This is a genomic window from Streptomyces sp. NPDC017095 (assembly GCF_044332325.1).
Taxonomy (GTDB): domain Bacteria; phylum Actinomycetota; class Actinomycetes; order Streptomycetales; family Streptomycetaceae; genus Streptomyces.
Genome location: NZ_JBIROU010000015.1, coordinates 63,386 through 80,335, shown reverse-complemented (window position 1 = coordinate 80,335; position 16,950 = coordinate 63,386). Strand labels below are relative to the sequence as shown.

Below are 16,950 nucleotides of genomic sequence, written 5' to 3'. Positions count from 1 at the left end.
TCCTTGCCTTTGTCGTTTCTCCTCCACCGCGCGGTGCCGGCCGGCCTGGCGCCCGCCGTGGGTGTCCCGCCGCCCCGCCCGCCCGCCGGATGCCGGCCGGAGGGTGCCGGAAGCCTTCGGGTGCGTGCTGCTGCCGGAAGGTGCCGGAAGCCCCCGGGTGCGTGATGCTGAAGGGGTGCGGGGTGTTCCGGGTGCTCGGCTGCCGGCGGCCTACGCCGCCTCGGGCCGCCGCGCGCTGCGGGTGACCCTGGTCGCGGCCGCCGGCTTCTACGCCTTCCGCTACGGCCTCGGCCGCCCCGTGGCCGGGACCTACGCCCTGTTCGCCGTGGTCGCGCTGGGCGGGCTCGCCAGGATCCCGGGCACCGGAAGACAGCGCGCGGCCGTGGTGGCACGGCTGCTGCCGGTGTGCTGGGTACTGGTGGCCGCGGGCACCTTCCTGTCGGTGCGGACCTGGACCGCGGTGGTCGGCATGCTGGTGGTCGGCTTCGCGCTGGCCTTCGCCGCCGTCGGCGGCCCGCGGCCGGCGGGAGCGGCACCGGGCCTCCAACTCCTCTACATCCTCCCGTCGTTCCCGCCGTACGACCCCGGCTCCCTCGGCGAGCGCCTGACCGGTACGACCCTGGGGACGGTGCTGTTCGCGGTGGCCGAGGCGCTGCTCCTGCGCGAGCCCCGGCCGATGTCCTACCGGGAGCGGTCCGCCCGGGCGGCCGAGGCCGCCGCGCGGTGCGCGGCGCTCCTCGCCGCGTCCGCGCGCGCCCTGCCGGAACCGCAGGCGCGGGCGGCCCGGCGGGCGGGCCAGGCGCTGCGCCCGCTCAACGTGCCGGAAGCGGAACGTCCGGCGGGACCCGGCGTGCGCGAGCGCGCCCTCGCCCACACCGGGCTGGCCATCCGCACCCTGCTCGGCAGGCTGGTCGGGCTGCCCGCCGGACCGGCCCCCGGTGTGACCGCGGTCCTGCGGGCGGTGGCGGAACTGGCCGGGGCGACCGCCGCCTGCCTGCGCACCGGGACACCGCCCACACCCCAGCAACACGCCCTCACCGCCGCCCGGGCCCACCTCTCCGCACTGTCCGCAGGACCCCGCGCCGGCCCCCCGGCGCTGCCCGGCGGCAGCGGGTCGGCGTCCGGCGGGGACACGCGGGGGGCGGACGGCGCGGGGCCCGCGCGGGGTGGGGCCGGGCCCGGGCCCGGCGCGCATGTGTCCGTGCCCGGTGGGTCCGCGTTCGATGGGACCCGGTCCGGCGCGTATGTGTCCGTGCCCGGCGGGATCGGGTCGGTGTCCGGCGGGGGCGCCTTCGTGGCCGGGTTCTCGCCTGCCGTTCTGCGGAGTCACGCCGCCGTGCTGGAGATCGCCGACGCGGCGCTGGCGATGGGCGCCGCGGCGGGGCTGGCGGTGCGCGGGCGGCACGCGGCGGCGGAGGTGGCCGCGCTGTCGTCGCCGGTGGGCCGCTTCTGGTACGCCACGAGCCCGGCGCCCTCGCTGTGGTGGCACCGGCTGCGCGGACACGCCGGGCGCCGGTCGGTGTTCTTCCAGAACGCGACGCGGATGGCCCTGGCCCTGACAGCGGTCCGGTTCGTGGCCGGCGTGGACACCCTGCCGCACGGCTTCTGGGCCATGCTGGCGACGCTCACCCTCACCCGTACCACGCTGGGCGAGACCTGGAGCACCGTCCGCCTGGCGCTCGCGGGCACGCTGGCCGGGGCCCTCCTCAGCGCCGGAGTGCTGATCCTGGTGGGCGCCGACACCGCCGTCTACGCCGTCCTGCTGCCGGTGTGGATGCTGTTCGCCTTCACCGTGGGACCGGTCCGGGGCGTGGGCTGGGCGCAGGGACTGTTCACCGTGCTCGCGGCGCTGGTCTTCGCGCAGCTGGCGCTGCCGACGTGGCGGCTGGCGGAGGTCAGGATGCTCGACGTGCTGGTCGGCAGCGCGATCGGCGCCGTCTTCGGTGTGCTGGCCTGGCCCCGGGGCGCCCATGACGAGATGCGGCGCGCGGGCGGCGAACTGCTGCGCCGGGCGGCGGAGATCGTGGTCGCGACCAGTGCCTCGGTGGCGGGCGGCGCGGCGGCCACCGAGGCGGGGAGGACCGGGCACCGGTCACTGCAACGCGCCGTCGTCCTCGCGGAGTCCGCGTACGCGCAGTTGCAGAGCGAGCCGCCGCCGCTCGGCGGCCGGCGGCGGGGAGCCGCGTCGCCGGTGGTGGACTGGCAGGCGACGCTGATCGCCGGGCACCACACCCTGTGGGGCTCGGCCCGGCTGCTCGAACCGCCGCCCACCGCGCTGGGACCGGCCGCCGCCGAGTCGGCCGGCATGCTGGGGGAGCGGGTGGCGGGACGGATGCTGCTGGTCTCGGCGGCGCTGGATCCGGGAGAGGACACCCCCGCGGCCGTACCGCTGATCGACCCGGCCCGGACCGGTTTCACCGCCGAGCCGCCCGGCGCTCCGCGGCGCTACTACGCGACCGTGGCCTGGCTCGACTCGCTCATGTCCGACCTCACCCGGCTCGCGCACCCCGGCCCTCCGCTGGGAACCGGCACGGCCGCCTACCGGACGGCCGCCCGGACACCGCCGCCCTGAGCGGCGACGGGAGGCACCGCGGCGACGGCACCGCCCCATGACGTCGAGGCCGCCTCACAGACCCATGACGTCGAGGTCGAAGAGGACGGAAGGGTCCGGTTCCGGGGTGCGGTCCAGGGTCTGTTCGGCCCAGATGACCTTGCCCCGCGGTGCGTAACGGGTCCCCCACAGGTCCGCGAACCGGGAGACGAGGAACAGGCCGCGGCCTCCCTCGTCCGTGCTGGCCGCGTGGCGCAGCCGGGGCGAGGTGTTGCTGCCGTCCGACACCTCGCACACCAGCGTGCGGCCCAGCAGCAGCCGGACCCGCACGGGCGGGGCGCCGTAGCGCAGCGCGTTGGTGAGGAGTTCGCTCAGGATCAGCTCCGTGGCGAACGCCGTCTCCTCCAGCTGCCAGTCGGCGAGCCGCCGGCTCACCTCGCCCCGTACACGGGGCACCGCCGTCACGTCGAACGGCACGTCCCAGGTCGCCACGCACGACGGTTTCAGCAGCCGGGTCCGGGCCACCAGCAGGGCCACGTCGTCACTGGGATGCTCCGGCAGCATCCGTTCCACGAGGGCCCGGCAGGTTTCCTCCGGTGACCGGTCCGCCTGGGCGACGGTCGAGGAGAGCAGCGTCAGACCCTCGTCGACGTCCCGGCCGCGGCTCTCGATCAGGCCGTCGGTGAACAGGACGAGACGGCTGCCCTCGGGCAGCACCAGCTCACCCGACTCGAACGGGTGCCCGCCCACGCCCAGCGGCGGCGACAACGGCAGCTCCGGGAAGGTCACCCGGCCCTCGGGGTCCGCCACGGCGGGCGCGAGATGCCCGGCGCGGGACAGGGTGCAGCGCCCGCCGACCGGGTCGTACACGGCGTACAGGCAGGTGGCGCCGGTGAGCGGGACGTGGTCGTCGTCCTCGGCGGTCGCGGTCTGCGTGTCCAGCCAGGTCACCATCTCGTCCAGGTGCCCCAGCAGCTCGTCGGGGGCGAGGTCCAGGGACGAGAAGTTCAGCACCGCCGTGCGCAGCCGCCCCATGGTCACCGCGGCCTGCATCCCGTGCCCGACGATGTCGCCGACGACCAGGGCCACCCGGAACCCGGGCAGCGGGATGACGTCGAACCAGTCCCCGCCCACCCCGGAGCGCGCCGGCAGATAGCGCGAGGCGATCTCCAGGACGTCCTGTTCCGGCAGGCCCACGGGCAGCAGACTGCGTTGCAGCGTCACCGCCATGGCGTGCTCGCGGGAGAACCGGCGGGCGTTGTCGATCGCCACGGCGGCCCGGGCCACCAGTTCCTCGGCCACCGCGACGTCCTCCTCGTCGAACCGGGGGGAGCCCGCGCCCCGCCAGAAGTCCGCCATGCCGAGGACCACCCCGCGCGCCCGTAGCGGCACCGTGATCAGCGAGTGGATGCCGTAGTCCAGGGTCCGCCGGCCCCCGCCGGGGTCCTGGGCCCGCCAGTCCCGGGCGGTGCGCAGGTCCGGCACGAGGACGGCCTTGCCGCGGCGCAGGGCCGCCGCCATCGGGGTGTCGGCCATCACGAACCGGATCACCTCGCCCACCGGCTGCAAGGGATGCCCCGGGCGCGAGGCGCGCAGCGCGGTGCGCCGCATCTCGTGCACCGCGCCCGTGGGCTCCTCGCCGCGCAGCACGGCGTCGAGCAGTTCGACGGTGACGAAGTCGGCCATGCGGGGCACCGCCACCTCGGACAGCTCCTCGGCGGTGCGCCGCACGTCGAGCGTGGTGCCGATCCGCACGCCCGCCTCGTACAGGAACGACAGCCGGCCCCGCGCCACCTCGGCCTGCCCGGACAGCGCCCGCAGCTCCGTGCTGTCCCGGAGGGTGACCACGAACCCCTGCTCGCCGCCGTAGGGGGCGGTGGGCCGGATGTTCACCGCCAGCAGCCGGTCCCCGGCCCGGACGACCTCGTCGGACGCGCTCTCGCCCGCCGCCAGCAACCGGGTCAGGTCCGGTCCCAGCGCCAGCTCCCGCACCTGCCGCCGGTCGGCGTCCGCCGGCAGGTCCAGCAGCCGTCGCGCCTCGTCGTTGGCGAGCAGGACGCGTCCGTCGCCGCCGACGATCAGCACGCCCTCGCGCACCGCGTGCAGCACGGCGTCGTGGTGTTCGTACATCCGGGTCATCTCGGCCGGGCCCAGCCCGTGGGTCTGCCGCAGCAGCCGGCGGCTGACCAGGGCCGCGCCGCCCGTCGCCAGGACGAGGGTGCCCGCCGCGGCGCCGAGCAGCAGGGGCAGCTGCCGTCTCAGCACGTCACCCACATTGGCGTACTCGATCCCGGCGCTGACCATGCCGACCACGCGTCTGCTCGCGTCCAGCACGGGGACCACCGCGCGCACGGCGTCGGCCGGCCGGCCGTGGTAGGTCTCGGTGAACGTCTCTCCCATGGCGGCCCGGCCCACCCCCTGGGCCCTGGTGCCGATCAGGGTGGGGTCGGAGTCGGTGAGCCGGACGCCGTGCCGGTCCAGAACGGTGACGAAGTCGACGCCGGAACCCTTGCGCACCTGCTCCGCCTGGTCTTGCAGCCGGGCCGTCGGATCCGGCGAGCGCAGCGCCGACGTGGTCCCGGGAGCGTGCGCGAAGGACTCGGCCACGGCCAGCGACCGGTCCGCGGCGTCGCGCTCGGCGTCGTACAGCCCTTGCACCGCCAGGGCGGTCGCCCCCACCGCCACCAGCAACAGCATGATCAGCGCCTGGAGCACGAAGACCTGCGCGGCGAGCGTGCGGACGCTCAGGGACGACGGCAGACGGCGCCGGCGGCGCGGCCACGGCCCCCGGCCGCGGGACGGACCGGAGGGCCACCGGGTGCCGGACGGCGGCGCCGATCTCGCCCATGGGCGGCGGAAACGTCCGCTCATCTCCCTTTTCTAGCACTGGAACTCCGTGCCCGGCGACCGCTGCGAGCCCACCCGCGGCGACCGGGCTCACCCCGCGCCCGGCCCACCCGCGGGAAACCGGGCACGGCCTGCCCGGGCGCCGGGCACGGCTCACGTCCGGCGGCTGCGCCGTCCGCGTCGGTCACTGCTCACGTCCGGTGGCCTCGCCGTCTGCGCCGGCCACGGTCGGCGTCCGGCACCCGGCGCCCGGTCGGACAGTGGCCCGTCCCACGCCCGCGGACGGCCCCGCCCCGCGCTCGTTTGACGGCTCCGGACGGCGCCCGGCGAGGACTGCGCACGGCTCCCGGCGAATGCGGTCCCGCGTCGTCACCCCACCCGTCACCCTCCGTCACGGAACATGCCGTGGAGTGGAGCAATGACCGGAGTGCCGGGGCCCGGCGGACCAGGCTGGGGACCTTGTCGAGTTCCCGTGACAGGAGTCCGTGTGCGAGGACCACGTAGGCCGAGGAGGGCTGGACATACCGGTCGGGAGCCGGAGGACGGCGCCGGCGCGCGGACACGGCTGCCGGCGCCTCCCGCGTGGCTGCGGTGGCTGCCGGTCCTGTACGTCGCCGCCGTCCTGCTGCTGGAGCCGCTGACGCCCGTCCAGTGGCCGGTGAGCTTCGTACTGGTGGTCCTGCCGCTGGTGACCGCGTTCGCCCACGGGCCCGCCGTCGTCGCCGGCGCCACGGTGTTCGCCGTCGCCCTGGAGGGCGTCCTGGCCGGCACCCCGTGCTGCGCGGGCCGGGCCGTCGGCTATCTGTGGGACCGCCACTACGTCGCCGACTACGTCTGCACCACCCTGGTGGGCGCCCTCGGCACCGTCCTGGCCGCGCACCGCGTCCACCGCGAGCGCACGCTGGCCGACGTGCGCTTCGTCGCCGACATCGCCCAGCGGGTCCTGCTGCGGCCCGTGCCGCACCGGATCGGTGATCTCCTCCTGCACAGCCTGTACCTGTCGGCCGCGGCGGAGGCCCGCATCGGCGGCGATCTGTACGAGGCCGTCCCCACCCGGTACGGCGTCCGGCTGGTCATCGGTGACGTCAGGGGCAAGGGCCTGCTCGCGGTGGAGACCGCCGCGGCGCTGCTCGGCGCGTTCCGCGAGGCCGCGCACGACGAACCCGCGCTGCCCGCGCTGGCCGACCGGGTGGAGACGAGCATGAACCGCAGGGCCGCCCTGCTGGGCGGGAGCGAGGTGGGCGAACGGTTCGTCACCGCCGTCTTCGTCGAGATCTCCGCCGGGCGCCCGCTGCTCCGCGTGGTCAACTGCGGCCACCCGCCGCCCGTCCTCATCCGCTCGGGCGAGGTGCGCGAACTGGACAGCGGACGGCCGGCCCCGCCGCTCAACCTGGGGATGCTGGACGGGGAGCCGTACCACATGGACCAGTACTCCTTCCTCCCAGGCGACCAACTGCTGCTGTACACGGACGGCATCACGGAGACCCGCGCCCCGGACGGCGCCTTCTACCCCCTCCTGGAGCGCCTCGGCGCGTGGAGCCGCCTGCCGCCCCGGCGGCTCCTCGAACAGCTCCACCACGACCTGCTGGCCTACAGCGGCGACCGCCTCCAGGACGACATCGCGGCGCTCGCCGTCTGCCTCGCCACCGAAGAGCGTCCCGTGCCGTCGGCGGCTGCGGGGCACTGAGCGGCACGGCCGCCGGCACCGGAGCGGCACGTGTCCTTGCGGCCTGACCGCCCGTCGGAACGGGCCGGGCGCAGGCCGCGGAAACGGCGCCCGCACAGTGTGCCGGTCCGGGACATCACCCGGGCCGGTGCCGTATGACTGGTTGGGCCCACCAGACCTCGCCGCCCCCAGGGGGAGCAGATGACGGATCGTACGGAGTCGGTCGAATCGATGGAGCAACTCGCCCTGGTCTGGCGGGCCATGGTGCTCGACCGCGATCCGGACGCCGATGTGCGGGACCTGCCGGGCATCGCCGTCCGCTGGGCCGACTGCCGGTTCGCGTTCTGGAACTGCGTCACCCTGACCGACGTGGACGCGGACCCCGCGCTCCTGAAGGAACGCCTGTGCCAGGCGGCGGACCTCATGCGCGCGAAACGCCACCCCGGGTTCCTCTGGCTCTTCGAAGACCTCCTCGGCGCCGAGGCACGCGCACAAATGGAGACGGCGGCGGAGAAGGCGGGGCTCGCCTACGCCTTCCCGGGCACCGGCATGGCCGGTGACTTCCTGCCGCTGCCCGAGCCGGCCCACCCCGAGCTGACGTTCGTACGCGTCACCACCGACGAACACCTCCGGGCGTACGCGGACCTGAACGCGCGCGCCTACGGATTCCCGCTGGCAGACGGCCGCGACGGACTCCTCGGGTCCCGGCTGTGGAAGGACGGCGTGCACGCCTACCTCGGCCTGCGCGACGGTGTCCCGGTGACCTGCGCCGCGACGGTGGAGGCGGACGGCAGGCTCTTCGTCGCCCTCGTCGCCACGGCGCCGGAAGGGCAGCGCAGGGGCTACGGCGAGGCGGTGACGCGCAAGGCCCTGTACGAGGGCGCCCGGGCGACCGGCCTGACCCGCGCCACACTCCACGCGACGGCGGCCGGAGCACCGGTGTACCCGCGGATCGGCTTCCGGCCGAACTCGCCGATGCGCTTCTACGGCCTGAAACGCTGAGGCCGCCCACGGCCGGCACCAAGGGCTCCCGCTCCCGAACGGCACGCCGGCCCCGCTCCCGAGCGGCACGCCGGCCCCGCTCCCGAGCGGCACGCCGGTCCCCTGTTCGCCGGACCGGCCCCGGCTCGGAGGTCGGCCGGCTCCACACGCCTGACACCGTGACCGCGGAACTGCGAGACTGACCCGTCGACGGCCCGCCGGTGGTGGGCGGCGAGGCGGAGGAGCCGGAGTGGTCGATCAGCACCATGCCGTACCCGGTGCGCGGCGCCAGGCCGGGCCGGCGGCCGCCGACGTGTGGCTGCTGGTACGGCACCGGCCGACCGCACTGCGCCGGTCCACACGCGAACTGGCGGCGGCGCTCGCCGGCGCCCACGGCTCCCGCTTCGCGGTCTGGCACACCGACGAGCTGCTGTTCGGCGTGCACGGCGGCCGGTTGATTCTGCGCACCCTGGGCGGCATGGAGGTGCCCGCGCCCAGGGTGGTGTGCGTACGGCAGGTGGCGGGCCCCATGCGCGACGACCGCGAGGTGACCCTGTTACGGCACCTCGCGCGCATGGGCAGCACCCTCGTCAACCCGCTCGACGCCCAGCTCACCTCCCGCAACAAGGTCTGGCAGCTCCAGGAACTCGCCCTGGCCGGACTGCCGGTGCCCGACACCCTCTCCTACGCCACGGCTCCCTTGGAAGGCGTCGTCCGCAGCCCGGACCTGGACACGCCGTGCGTGGTGAAGTCGGTCGGCGGCGCCAAGGGCGGACAGGTCTTCCTCGCCCCGGACCCGCGTCTGCTGCGCGAGCTGGCCGGCAGCCTCAGCCAGGAGACGCCGTTCCTCTTCCAGGAGCACGTGGCCGCCTCCCACGGCCGTACCCTGCGCGTGCTCGTGGTCGACGGCGCACCGGTGGGCACGGTCCTGCACACCTCCCACGACGGCGCCCTCACCGCCAACGTCGCCCGGGGCGGCTCCGCCACCGTGCGCACGGGCCGCCATCCGCGGGCGGAGGAACTGGCGGTGCGCGCGGCGCGCGTCCTCGGCCTGGACATCGCCGGGGTGGACCTGCTGTTCACCTCCCCGGACGGCTACACCCTCTGCGAGGTGAACTCCGTACCGGGCTGGCGCCCGGAGATGACCGGGGTCGTCCCGGCCATTACGGCCTGTGTCGCCCGCCGGTTGTCCGAGGGCGGCCCGGGCGGCCCGGAACCTCGGGCGGCCGGGGCCAGCCGCACCGTCGCGTAGGGCCGGCGTCGGCAACGGCCTGCCCCGGGCAGGTCCGAGACAGGTCGTGACCGCCGTGGCCCGCGGCGGTGGCACGGCCGCTCCGGTTCAGTCCGTGTCGTCGGCGAGGGTGATTTTTTCGACCACCGTCTCGTCCGGGCCGACCGGACGCCCGTCACCGGAGCGGATCTCCAGCGGGCTCAGCGGGCGCCCGTCGCGGCGGTCCAGGAGCCGCGAGTGCGCTTCCCCGGGAGCGAAGCAGTGGGCCTCGCCCCACTGGCGCAGCGCGACGACGACGGGGAAGAGGGCGCGTCCCTTCTCGGTGAGGACGTACTCCCGGTAGGGGCTGTCGTCGGCGGCGGGCACGGTCTCGATCACACCGGCCTGCTCCAGCGTGCGCAGCCGCGCGGTGAGGATGTTCTTGGCGATCCCCAGGCTGCGCTGGAACTGCCCGAACCGGCGGCTGCCGTCGAAGGCGTCGCGCACGATCAGCAGGGACCACCAGTCGCCGATGGCGTCGATCGAGCGGGCGACGGGGCAGGGGTCGGCGTCGAACCGGGTGCGGGCGACCATCGGGCTCTCCTCCTGCGCGAGACACGCGGAACAGCGGTGCGGGACCTGCGGGACGTGTGGGACAGCGGTGCGGGACATCCGTAGGGGACTTCTGCGGCGGGCATCCGCGCGAAACGTTCGGTTGCAACATGCTACCAGTGCGCCCTAGAGTCCACCGGTAGCAACTTGCAACCATCGAAGGGAAGGTGCCGTATGCCGAGCCACCGCTCCACGGCCGGCGGCCGGACGGCCGGGACCGCCGCGCCCGCACCGACCGGGCCGCCGCCCGCCCGACTGGTCCTGCTCTTCGCCGTCGCCTGCGGCAGCGCGGTGGCCACCGTCTACTTCGCCCAGCCCCTGCTGGTCACGCTCGGCGAGCGCTTCTCGCTCGGCTCCGGCCTGCTCGGCGCCATCGTCACCGTCACCCAGCTCGGCTACGCGGCGGGCCTGTTCCTGCTCGTGCCGCTCGGCGACCTGGTGGACCGGCGGCGGCTGATCACGCTCCAGCTCGGTCTGCTCGCCGTCGCGCTGCTGGCGGTCGGGCTGGCACCCGCGACCGCCGCGCTGCTCGCCGCGCTCGTCGCGGTCGGCGCGCTGGCCGTCGTGGCCCAGACGATGGTCGCCGCGGCGGCCTCCCTCACCGCCCCGGCCTTCCGGGGGCGGGTCGTCGGATCGGTCACCAGCGGAGTGATCACCGGCATCCTGCTGGCCCGCACGGTGGCGGGCGTCCTGGCCGACCTGGCCGGATGGCGGGCCGTGTACCTCTTCTCGGCCGCGCTGACCGCCACGCTCACCGTGCTCCTGCGCCGGTCCCTGCCGGCCGGGCGGCCACCGACCGCCCCGCTGCCGTACCGGCGGCTGCTGGCGTCGACCGTCCTGCTGTTCGCCCGTCAGCCGCTGCTCCGGGTCCGCGGCGGGCTGGCGTTCTTCGTCTTCGCGGCCTTCAGCACGCTGTGGAGCAGTGTCGTCCAGCCGCTCAGCAGCCCGCCGTGGTCGCTGTCGCACACCGCGATCGGCGCGTTCGGGCTCGCCGGAGCGGCCGGCGCGCTGGCCGCGGGCATCGCCGGCCGCTGGAACGACCGCGGTCTCGCGCAGCGCACCACCGGCATCGCGCTGGTCCTGCTCGCGCTGTCGTGGCTGCCGCTGGCGTTCACCCGGCAGTCGCTGTGGGCGCTCGCCGTGGGCGCGGTCCTGCTGGACTTCGCCGTGCAGGCCGTGCACGTCACCAACCAGACCCTCATCCACGCGGTCCGCCCGGACGCGGGAAGCAGGATCATCGGCGGCTACATGATCTTCTACTCGGCCGGCAGCGCCCTCGGCGCCACCGGCTCCTCCCTGGTGTACGCGGCGGCGGGCTGGTCCGGCGTGTCCGTGCTGGGCGCGGCCTTCAGCGGCGCCGCCCTGCTGCTGTGGGCGGTGACCCGGCGCCTCCAGCAGCGGGCCGCGGTGCCACCGGCCTCGCCGGACGACCACCGGGCGGTGGCGTCATCGGCCTCGCCGGACGGCCATCGGGCCGCGGTGCCACCGGCCACACCGGACGACCACCGGACCGTGGTGCCACCGGCCACACCGGACGACCACCGGACCGTGGTGCCACCGGCCACACCGGACGTCCATCGGGCCGTGGTGCCACCGGCCACACCGGATGATCACCGGGCCGCGGTGCAACCGGCCACACCGGACGACCACCGGACCGTGGTGCCACCCGCCACACCGGACGACTGAGTCACGGCGCCGTCCCGGGCTACGGGACCGGTCCGCAGGGCGGGGCCGTCAGGCCGGCCTTCAGGGCGTCCCGCAGCCGCGTCAGCCGCTCGATGTCCGCGTCCAAGGCGGCGATCCGCCGCTCCACCACCGCCGCGCCGACGCCCTCCGCTTCCCCGTCCGGCGCTGCGGACCCTTCGCGGGCAGGCGCAGCGGCCCCGGCGCCGCCCGGCGGGGCCACGGCGAGGAGCGGGAGCCGGTCGGCGACGGCTCGCAGGTCCTCGACCGTGAGCCCGAGCGCGAGCAGCGCCCGGATGACACGCAGCACGGCGAGTTCCCCGGGCCCGTAGTCCCGCTGCCCCGATCCCGTGCGGGCCGGCGGGGGCAGAAGTCCGCGCTGCTCGTAGAAACGCAACGCCCGGGGCGTCGCCCCCACGGCCGCCGCCGCATCACCGATCCGCACGCTGTCCGCCTCCCGCCGTCCGTGGCAGCGGCCGTCACCCATCGCCGGCCACGTCCACGACGACCGCCCCGACATACTGCCCCTCGATCACTTCCCGCAACGCCTGCGGAGCCCGCCCGATGCCCGCGACCCGCGTCAGCGGGAACCGGATCCGGCCGGACCGCAGCCATGCGGCGAACCGCTCCGTCCACTCGGCCTCCACCCCGGGATGGGCGGTGCCGATGTAGCCCGCCAGCGACGCTCCCATCAGGACCAGCCGGTACGCGTCGATCTCCACCGGTGCGGCGGCGCCGGCCCCCTCGGCCGCGAGCTGCCCGGACAACGCCCCGACCAGCGCGAACCGGGCGCCGGGCCGGGCGGCGTCCACCGCGGCGGTGAGCTGCGCGCCGCCCACGGTGTCGAGGAGCACGTCGATGCCGTCCGGCGCGGCCTCGGCGAGCTGCCCGGCGAACGCGCGATACGCGGCCCGGGAGTCCCCGGCGTCCCCTGTCGCACGCCAGGAACCCGCCGTCAGGACCGCGTCGTAGCCCAGCTCGGCGACGAGACGCCCGGTCTTCCGGGCGGTACCGGTGGTTCCGATGACCCGGGCGGCACCCAGCAGCCGGGCGATCTGCCCGGCCAGCGAGCCCACGCCGCCGGCGGCGCCGGTGACCAGGACGACATCTCCCTCGCGCACTCCGGTGAGCCGGGTCAGCGCGCCGTAGGCGGCGGAGCCGAAGGAGAGCTGGGCGACCGGGTCGGGCAGCGCCGGGTCGACCCGGCCGCACCACGCCACGGGTACGACGGCGTACTCGCGCCAGCCGAGCGGATGCGTCACCAGATCGCCGGGGTGCAGCCCGCTGCCGTGCGGCGCGCGGACCACCTCGCCGACCGCCGGTCCCATGAGCGTGTCGCCCGGGCGCAGGCCGGGCACCGGAGTGCCCCGCGCGGCTCCGCCGAGCAGGGTGCGCAGGCCGGCGGAGACCAGGAAGTGCCGGTTGCGCACGAGGACGTGGTCCGGGCCCGGCCGGCCCACCGGGGCCTCGGCGACGGTGAGGTCCGCGGGCACCGGCAGTCCCACGGGGACGGCGGCGAGCCGTACTTCACGGCCGACCTGATGCGCGACCGATGTCATGAGCGACCTCCTCAGGGGAGCGGGGGAGGCGCCACGCTAAACCCTGACCCGCGCGTCAGGGGCAACCCCGCGCGGCGGCCGGAAGACCGCGGGCCGGGGCTGGGTTCCCCGTCTCCCGCTCCCTCCCTGGGTGCCTCGCACCCGTTAACCCCACGCTCCCGGGCTGCGCCGCGCCGCGCTCCGCCGGTCGACGGGAACCGCTCCGGCTCCCGGCCCCTCGACGCCCCGGCCCCCCCGGCGCCCTTGCGCGCGGCGCCCCCGCGCCCCCGCCCCCCGGGCCCACAGGTACCGAACGTGACCGCCCCATCAGCGCCGCGTACCGCTTCGCGGCGCCGGTGGCCGAACGTCGCTGCCGAGGGGAGACTGGCGTCGGAGGGCGTGTGGCACTTCCGGCGCGCTCCGCACAAGTCAGCAAGCCGAACAGCAAGTCAGCAAGCCGAACAGTCGGACCCGGACCCGGCGCCGCGAAGCGGCCACGGTGATCCGGGACCCCGCAGGTGGTGCTCGGGGCGACCGCGGAGGCGGACACCCCGGACCGCTGGTTCCGGCGCCACCGCCGCCGGCCCGGCCGTCGTGCCGGCCGCCGGGGCGGCGTCGGCCGGCACCACGGCGTCCGCCCGGGCCGCGTACCACCTGACCGACCAGGACCGGGAAGGAACGATCGGTTCATGAGCGGTACACAGGCGCGAACCCCCGTCACGGCCGGCGGCAGGCTGGGCGAGGCCGGCCGGCACCCCGGACTCAGCGATCCGGACTACCTGTTCCGGCGTCAGGCGATCGCCGCGCGCGCCCGCGGCCACCGGGTCGGCAACCCCTCTCCGCCGGTCGACTACAGCCCGAGCGAGGAGAGGACCTGGCGCACCGTCCACCAGGCCCTGTGGAAGGCCCAGGACGAGCACGCGTGCCGCGCCGTCCACGAGGCCAGGGAACACGCCCCGATCCCCGCGGACCACATCCCGCAGCACGCCGAGGTCGGCGCCCGGTTGCGGCGGCTGACCGGCTTCGACTTCACGCTCGCCGGGGGAGTGGTCGGGAACAAGCGGTTCCTGGGCTCGATGGCCGGCGGCTACTTCCACGCCGTGCAGTTCGTCCGTCACCCGGCCGTACCGCTGTTCACCCCGGAACCCGACGTCATCCACGACGTCTTCGGCCACGGCATCCACCTCTCCTCGCCCGGCTTCGCCCGGATCTACCGTCTGATCGGCGAGGCGGCGCGACGGGTCGACCGCGCGGACCTCCTGCAGATGATCAGTGACGTGTACTGGTTCACGCTGGAGTACGGCGTCCTGGACGAAGGCGGGACACCCAAGGCGTACGGCGCGGCCCTGCTGTCCTCCTACGGCGAGCTGAGCCGGCTGTCCGCGGCCCGCGTCGTCCCGCTGGACATCGACACCATGCTCGCCACCGCCTACGACATCCGCGGCTACCAGCCGGTGCTCTTCAGCGCCCGCAGTCTGGACGAGGTCGCCGACACCCTGGGCGGCTTCCTGGAGGACCTCCGCGACGACAGCGAGCCGCGCCGCCGGCCGGCCCCGCACGAGACCCGCACCACCGCCGGCCGCTGAGCCGTCGCACGCCGGGCGGACGGTCCGCCGGTGTGGGCTCCCCGCTGCGCACCGAAGTGGCGCCGCGAGGACCGATAGCTCCCGTGATATGCCCTAACGAAGCCCAGCGAACTGACGATCACTCAGGAACGGGAAACGGGAACGTGCAGACGGTGGCCGGCGGGTCCGATACGGGAACGCCCCGGGAGCGGTACCGCGCCCAGGTGCGGGAGGAGATCAAGAAACACGCCTGGGAGCAGATCGCCACCGCCGGCGCCTCCGCCCTCTCCCTCAACGCGATCGCCAAGCGGATGGGCCTGAGCGGACCGGCGCTGTACCGGTACTTCGCCGGCCGGGACGACCTGATCGCCGAGCTGGTCAGGGACGCCTACCGCGGCTTGGCCGAGACCCTCCGCGCCCGCGCCGAGGCCGGTGCCGGCCTGCGCGGCCTGGCGCACGCCCTGCGCGCCTGGGCCCTGGCCGACCCGCAGCGCTACTTCCTCGTCTACGGCACCCCGCTGCCCGGCCGCCACGCGCCCGAGGACACCACCCGGATCACCTCCGAGATCATGGCCGTCGTCCTCGGCGCCTGCACCGCCGGACCAGTCGCCGCCGGGCCTCCGGCACCGCCGGAGGCGCATCGCGACGGCCGCCGGGCCTGGGCCCGCGCACACCCGGCCCCGCCGCGGGCCCGGCGCCGCGCCCTGGCCTTCTGGACCCGGCTGCACGGCGTCCTCTCCCTCGAACTCGCGGGCCACTACGCGGAGATGGGCTTCGACCCGGCCCGGCTGTACGAGGCGGAGACGGAGACCGTCACAGAGCACTGACGACGGACGGCACCGTTCGCCGGGGCAGGCGGGCATGGCGGCCCGGACGGTAGTGTTCGGTCATGATCACGCCATCGGGGGAGGCGGTTCGGGTCGTGGGCTGTCCTCCGCCGGAACGGAAGGGACAGTGCATGAGATCGGTACTCGTCAGGGCGTCCGTCGCCGTCGTGGCCCTGGGATCGCTCGCGGCCTGCGGTGACGGGCCGGCAGGGACGAAGCCCACCGGTCACGGCGACAAGCCTCCCACGCACACCTCGGCACCGGCGCCCTCGCTCAGGCTGGACGTGCCCGCCGCTTACGACACCGCACGGGGCTGGCAGCTCTCGGGCAAGCAGCTCGGCACGTACGCCGTGCTGCCGAAGGCCGGCGCGATCGCCACGATGACCGGCGCGGGGTCCGCGTACCGGGTGACCGTCCGGGACGCGGTGACCGGCCGCGTCCGCTGGACGGGCAAGCCGTTCGCGGACCTGTCCGAGGGCGCCACGCCGGGCCTGTTCGTCGTCCCGGCCGGCGACGCCGAGTACCTGGTGACCTGGTCCCGGGGCAAGAAGGGCGGCGACGCCCTGGCCAAGGCGAAGCAGGTGTACGCCGTGGACGTCTACGCCGCCGACGGCTCGGGCGACGCGGTGGCGCCCGCCCGCCATGCCGAGGTTCCGGCGACCGACTACGGCACGGGCAATGTCACCGAAGCGGGGGAGAGGCTGCTGATACCCGTGACGGACAAGCGCAGGGTCGCCCTCGACGTGGTGACGGGCCGCACCACCACCTATGACACCGATTCCCTCAAGGCGCCCGGCTGTTCCTCGTGTTCCTACGGCAACGACATCGCCGCCCTGACGGACCGGGACCCGGTGGTGCTGAACGAGGGCGCGGGCGCGTTCGGCATCCCCGGCTCCTGGGACGACGACCGGATCGCGCCGGCCGGGGCCGACCCCGCGACCGGAGCGGTATGGCCGGCCGCCGGCGGGCACCTCGTCGCCCGCTGGGAGCAGAAGAACGAAGGCGACCAGAACGTGTGGGCCGTGCTCGACGGCCGGACCGGCCGAGTCCAGGCGTCCGTGCTGTGCGCCAAGCCGTTCGTCGCGTCCGCGGAGGCTCCCGGCTCCGCGCTCTCCCCGAACGGCCGCTATCTGGTCTCCGAGCACCTCTCCTTCGACCTCGGGGCGAAGAAGGGCTACTGCTTCGAGGAGACCGACGACACTAAGCCCCTCAGCTTCCGCTCCGTCACGGACGACGGCATCGCCTACGGCACCTCGCTGACGAAGGACGGGAGTCTGACCGGGAGCACGGCCCCCGTCCAGCTCGCGCTGGCCACGGGCACCCCGAAGGCGCTCCCCGAAGGACAGCAGGCGCCCGTGGCCGACTTCCGCGGGGTCGGTGTCTTCACCCACGATGTGGGCAACGTGTCGTATCTGGTCGTCTACCGCCGCAAGGGCTAGGAACGCGCCGCGAGGATTGGCAACTCGCTTA

At 75.3% G+C, this 16,950-nt stretch carries 11 protein-coding genes and 1 pseudogene; 8 read left to right on the top strand and 4 right to left on the bottom strand.

Translation table 11 applies throughout. From position 1 onward, the window contains the following. Nucleotides 1-175: 175 nt before the first annotated feature. Nucleotides 176-2,572, top strand: coding sequence for an FUSC family protein (locus ACH4OA_RS26855; RefSeq protein ID WP_397971514.1), 2,397 nt, complete (start codon nt 176-178; stop codon nt 2,570-2,572). Between the two features lie 54 nt (nt 2,573-2,626). On the opposite strand, the gene ACH4OA_RS26850 is transcribed toward ACH4OA_RS26855, so the two are convergent. Continuing rightward, nucleotides 2,627-5,422: a SpoIIE family protein phosphatase gene (locus ACH4OA_RS26850; RefSeq protein ID WP_397942058.1), complete on the bottom strand. Its 2,796-nt coding sequence runs from the start codon at nt 5,420-5,422 to the stop codon at nt 2,627-2,629. 562 nt (nt 5,423-5,984) lie between these two features. Between ACH4OA_RS26850 and ACH4OA_RS26845 the strand changes: the two genes are divergently transcribed. The 3 genes from ACH4OA_RS26845 (at nt 5,985) to ACH4OA_RS26835 (ending at nt 9,297) form a co-directional block, all read left to right on the top strand. Then, complete coding sequence (locus ACH4OA_RS26845; protein WP_397946984.1) at nt 5,985-7,085, top strand: PP2C family protein-serine/threonine phosphatase; 1,101 nt, start codon at nt 5,985-5,987, stop codon at nt 7,083-7,085. A gap of 180 nt (nt 7,086-7,265) precedes the next feature. Further along, nucleotides 7,266-8,066 carry a GNAT family N-acetyltransferase gene (locus ACH4OA_RS26840; RefSeq protein ID WP_397971511.1) on the top strand — a complete coding sequence of 267 codons (801 nt, stop codon included), beginning with the start codon at nt 7,266-7,268 and terminating at the stop codon, nt 8,064-8,066. A 229-nt stretch (nt 8,067-8,295) separates the two neighbouring features. After that, complete coding sequence (locus ACH4OA_RS26835) at nt 8,296-9,297, top strand: RimK family alpha-L-glutamate ligase (RefSeq protein ID WP_397946915.1); 1,002 nt, start codon at nt 8,296-8,298, stop codon at nt 9,295-9,297. Between the two features lie 87 nt (nt 9,298-9,384). Here the strand turns inward: ACH4OA_RS26835 and ACH4OA_RS26830 are convergent, their stop codons facing one another. Further along, complete coding sequence (locus ACH4OA_RS26830; protein WP_397942053.1) at nt 9,385-9,849, bottom strand: winged helix-turn-helix transcriptional regulator; 465 nt, start codon at nt 9,847-9,849, stop codon at nt 9,385-9,387. Nucleotides 9,850-10,041: 192 nt separating this feature from the next. On the opposite strand from ACH4OA_RS26830, the pseudogene ACH4OA_RS26825 reads away from it, so the two are divergent. Further along, nucleotides 10,042-11,259 (top strand): annotated as a pseudogene (locus tag ACH4OA_RS26825) (MFS transporter); the annotation flags it as partial. A gap of 313 nt (nt 11,260-11,572) precedes the next feature. Here ACH4OA_RS26825 and ACH4OA_RS26820 read toward each other — a convergent pair. Both ACH4OA_RS26820 and ACH4OA_RS26815 read right to left on the bottom strand, forming a co-directional pair. Then, nucleotides 11,573-11,995, bottom strand: a complete 423-nt coding sequence (locus ACH4OA_RS26820) for a MerR family transcriptional regulator (protein WP_365877862.1) — start codon at nt 11,993-11,995, stop codon at nt 11,573-11,575. A 34-nt stretch (nt 11,996-12,029) separates the two neighbouring features. Beyond that, nucleotides 12,030-13,109 (bottom strand): MDR family NADP-dependent oxidoreductase, encoded by a 1,080-nt coding sequence (locus ACH4OA_RS26815; RefSeq protein ID WP_397971508.1) that lies wholly within the window; start codon nt 13,107-13,109, stop codon nt 12,030-12,032. Between the two features lie 668 nt (nt 13,110-13,777). On the opposite strand from ACH4OA_RS26815, the gene ACH4OA_RS26810 reads away from it, so the two are divergent. The 3 genes from ACH4OA_RS26810 (at nt 13,778) to ACH4OA_RS26800 (ending at nt 16,919) form a co-directional block, all read left to right on the top strand. Beyond that, on the top strand, nt 13,778-14,674 hold the full coding sequence (locus tag ACH4OA_RS26810; protein WP_397971505.1) for a phenylalanine 4-monooxygenase: 897 nt from the start codon (nt 13,778-13,780) through the stop codon (nt 14,672-14,674). A gap of 152 nt (nt 14,675-14,826) precedes the next feature. Then, nucleotides 14,827-15,480: a TetR/AcrR family transcriptional regulator gene (locus ACH4OA_RS26805; protein WP_397971677.1), complete on the top strand. Its 654-nt coding sequence runs from the start codon at nt 14,827-14,829 to the stop codon at nt 15,478-15,480. 131 nt (nt 15,481-15,611) lie between these two features. Then, nucleotides 15,612-16,919: a hypothetical protein gene (locus tag ACH4OA_RS26800; protein WP_397971502.1), complete on the top strand. Its 1,308-nt coding sequence runs from the start codon at nt 15,612-15,614 to the stop codon at nt 16,917-16,919. The last annotated feature ends 31 nt before the right edge of the window (nt 16,920-16,950 follow it).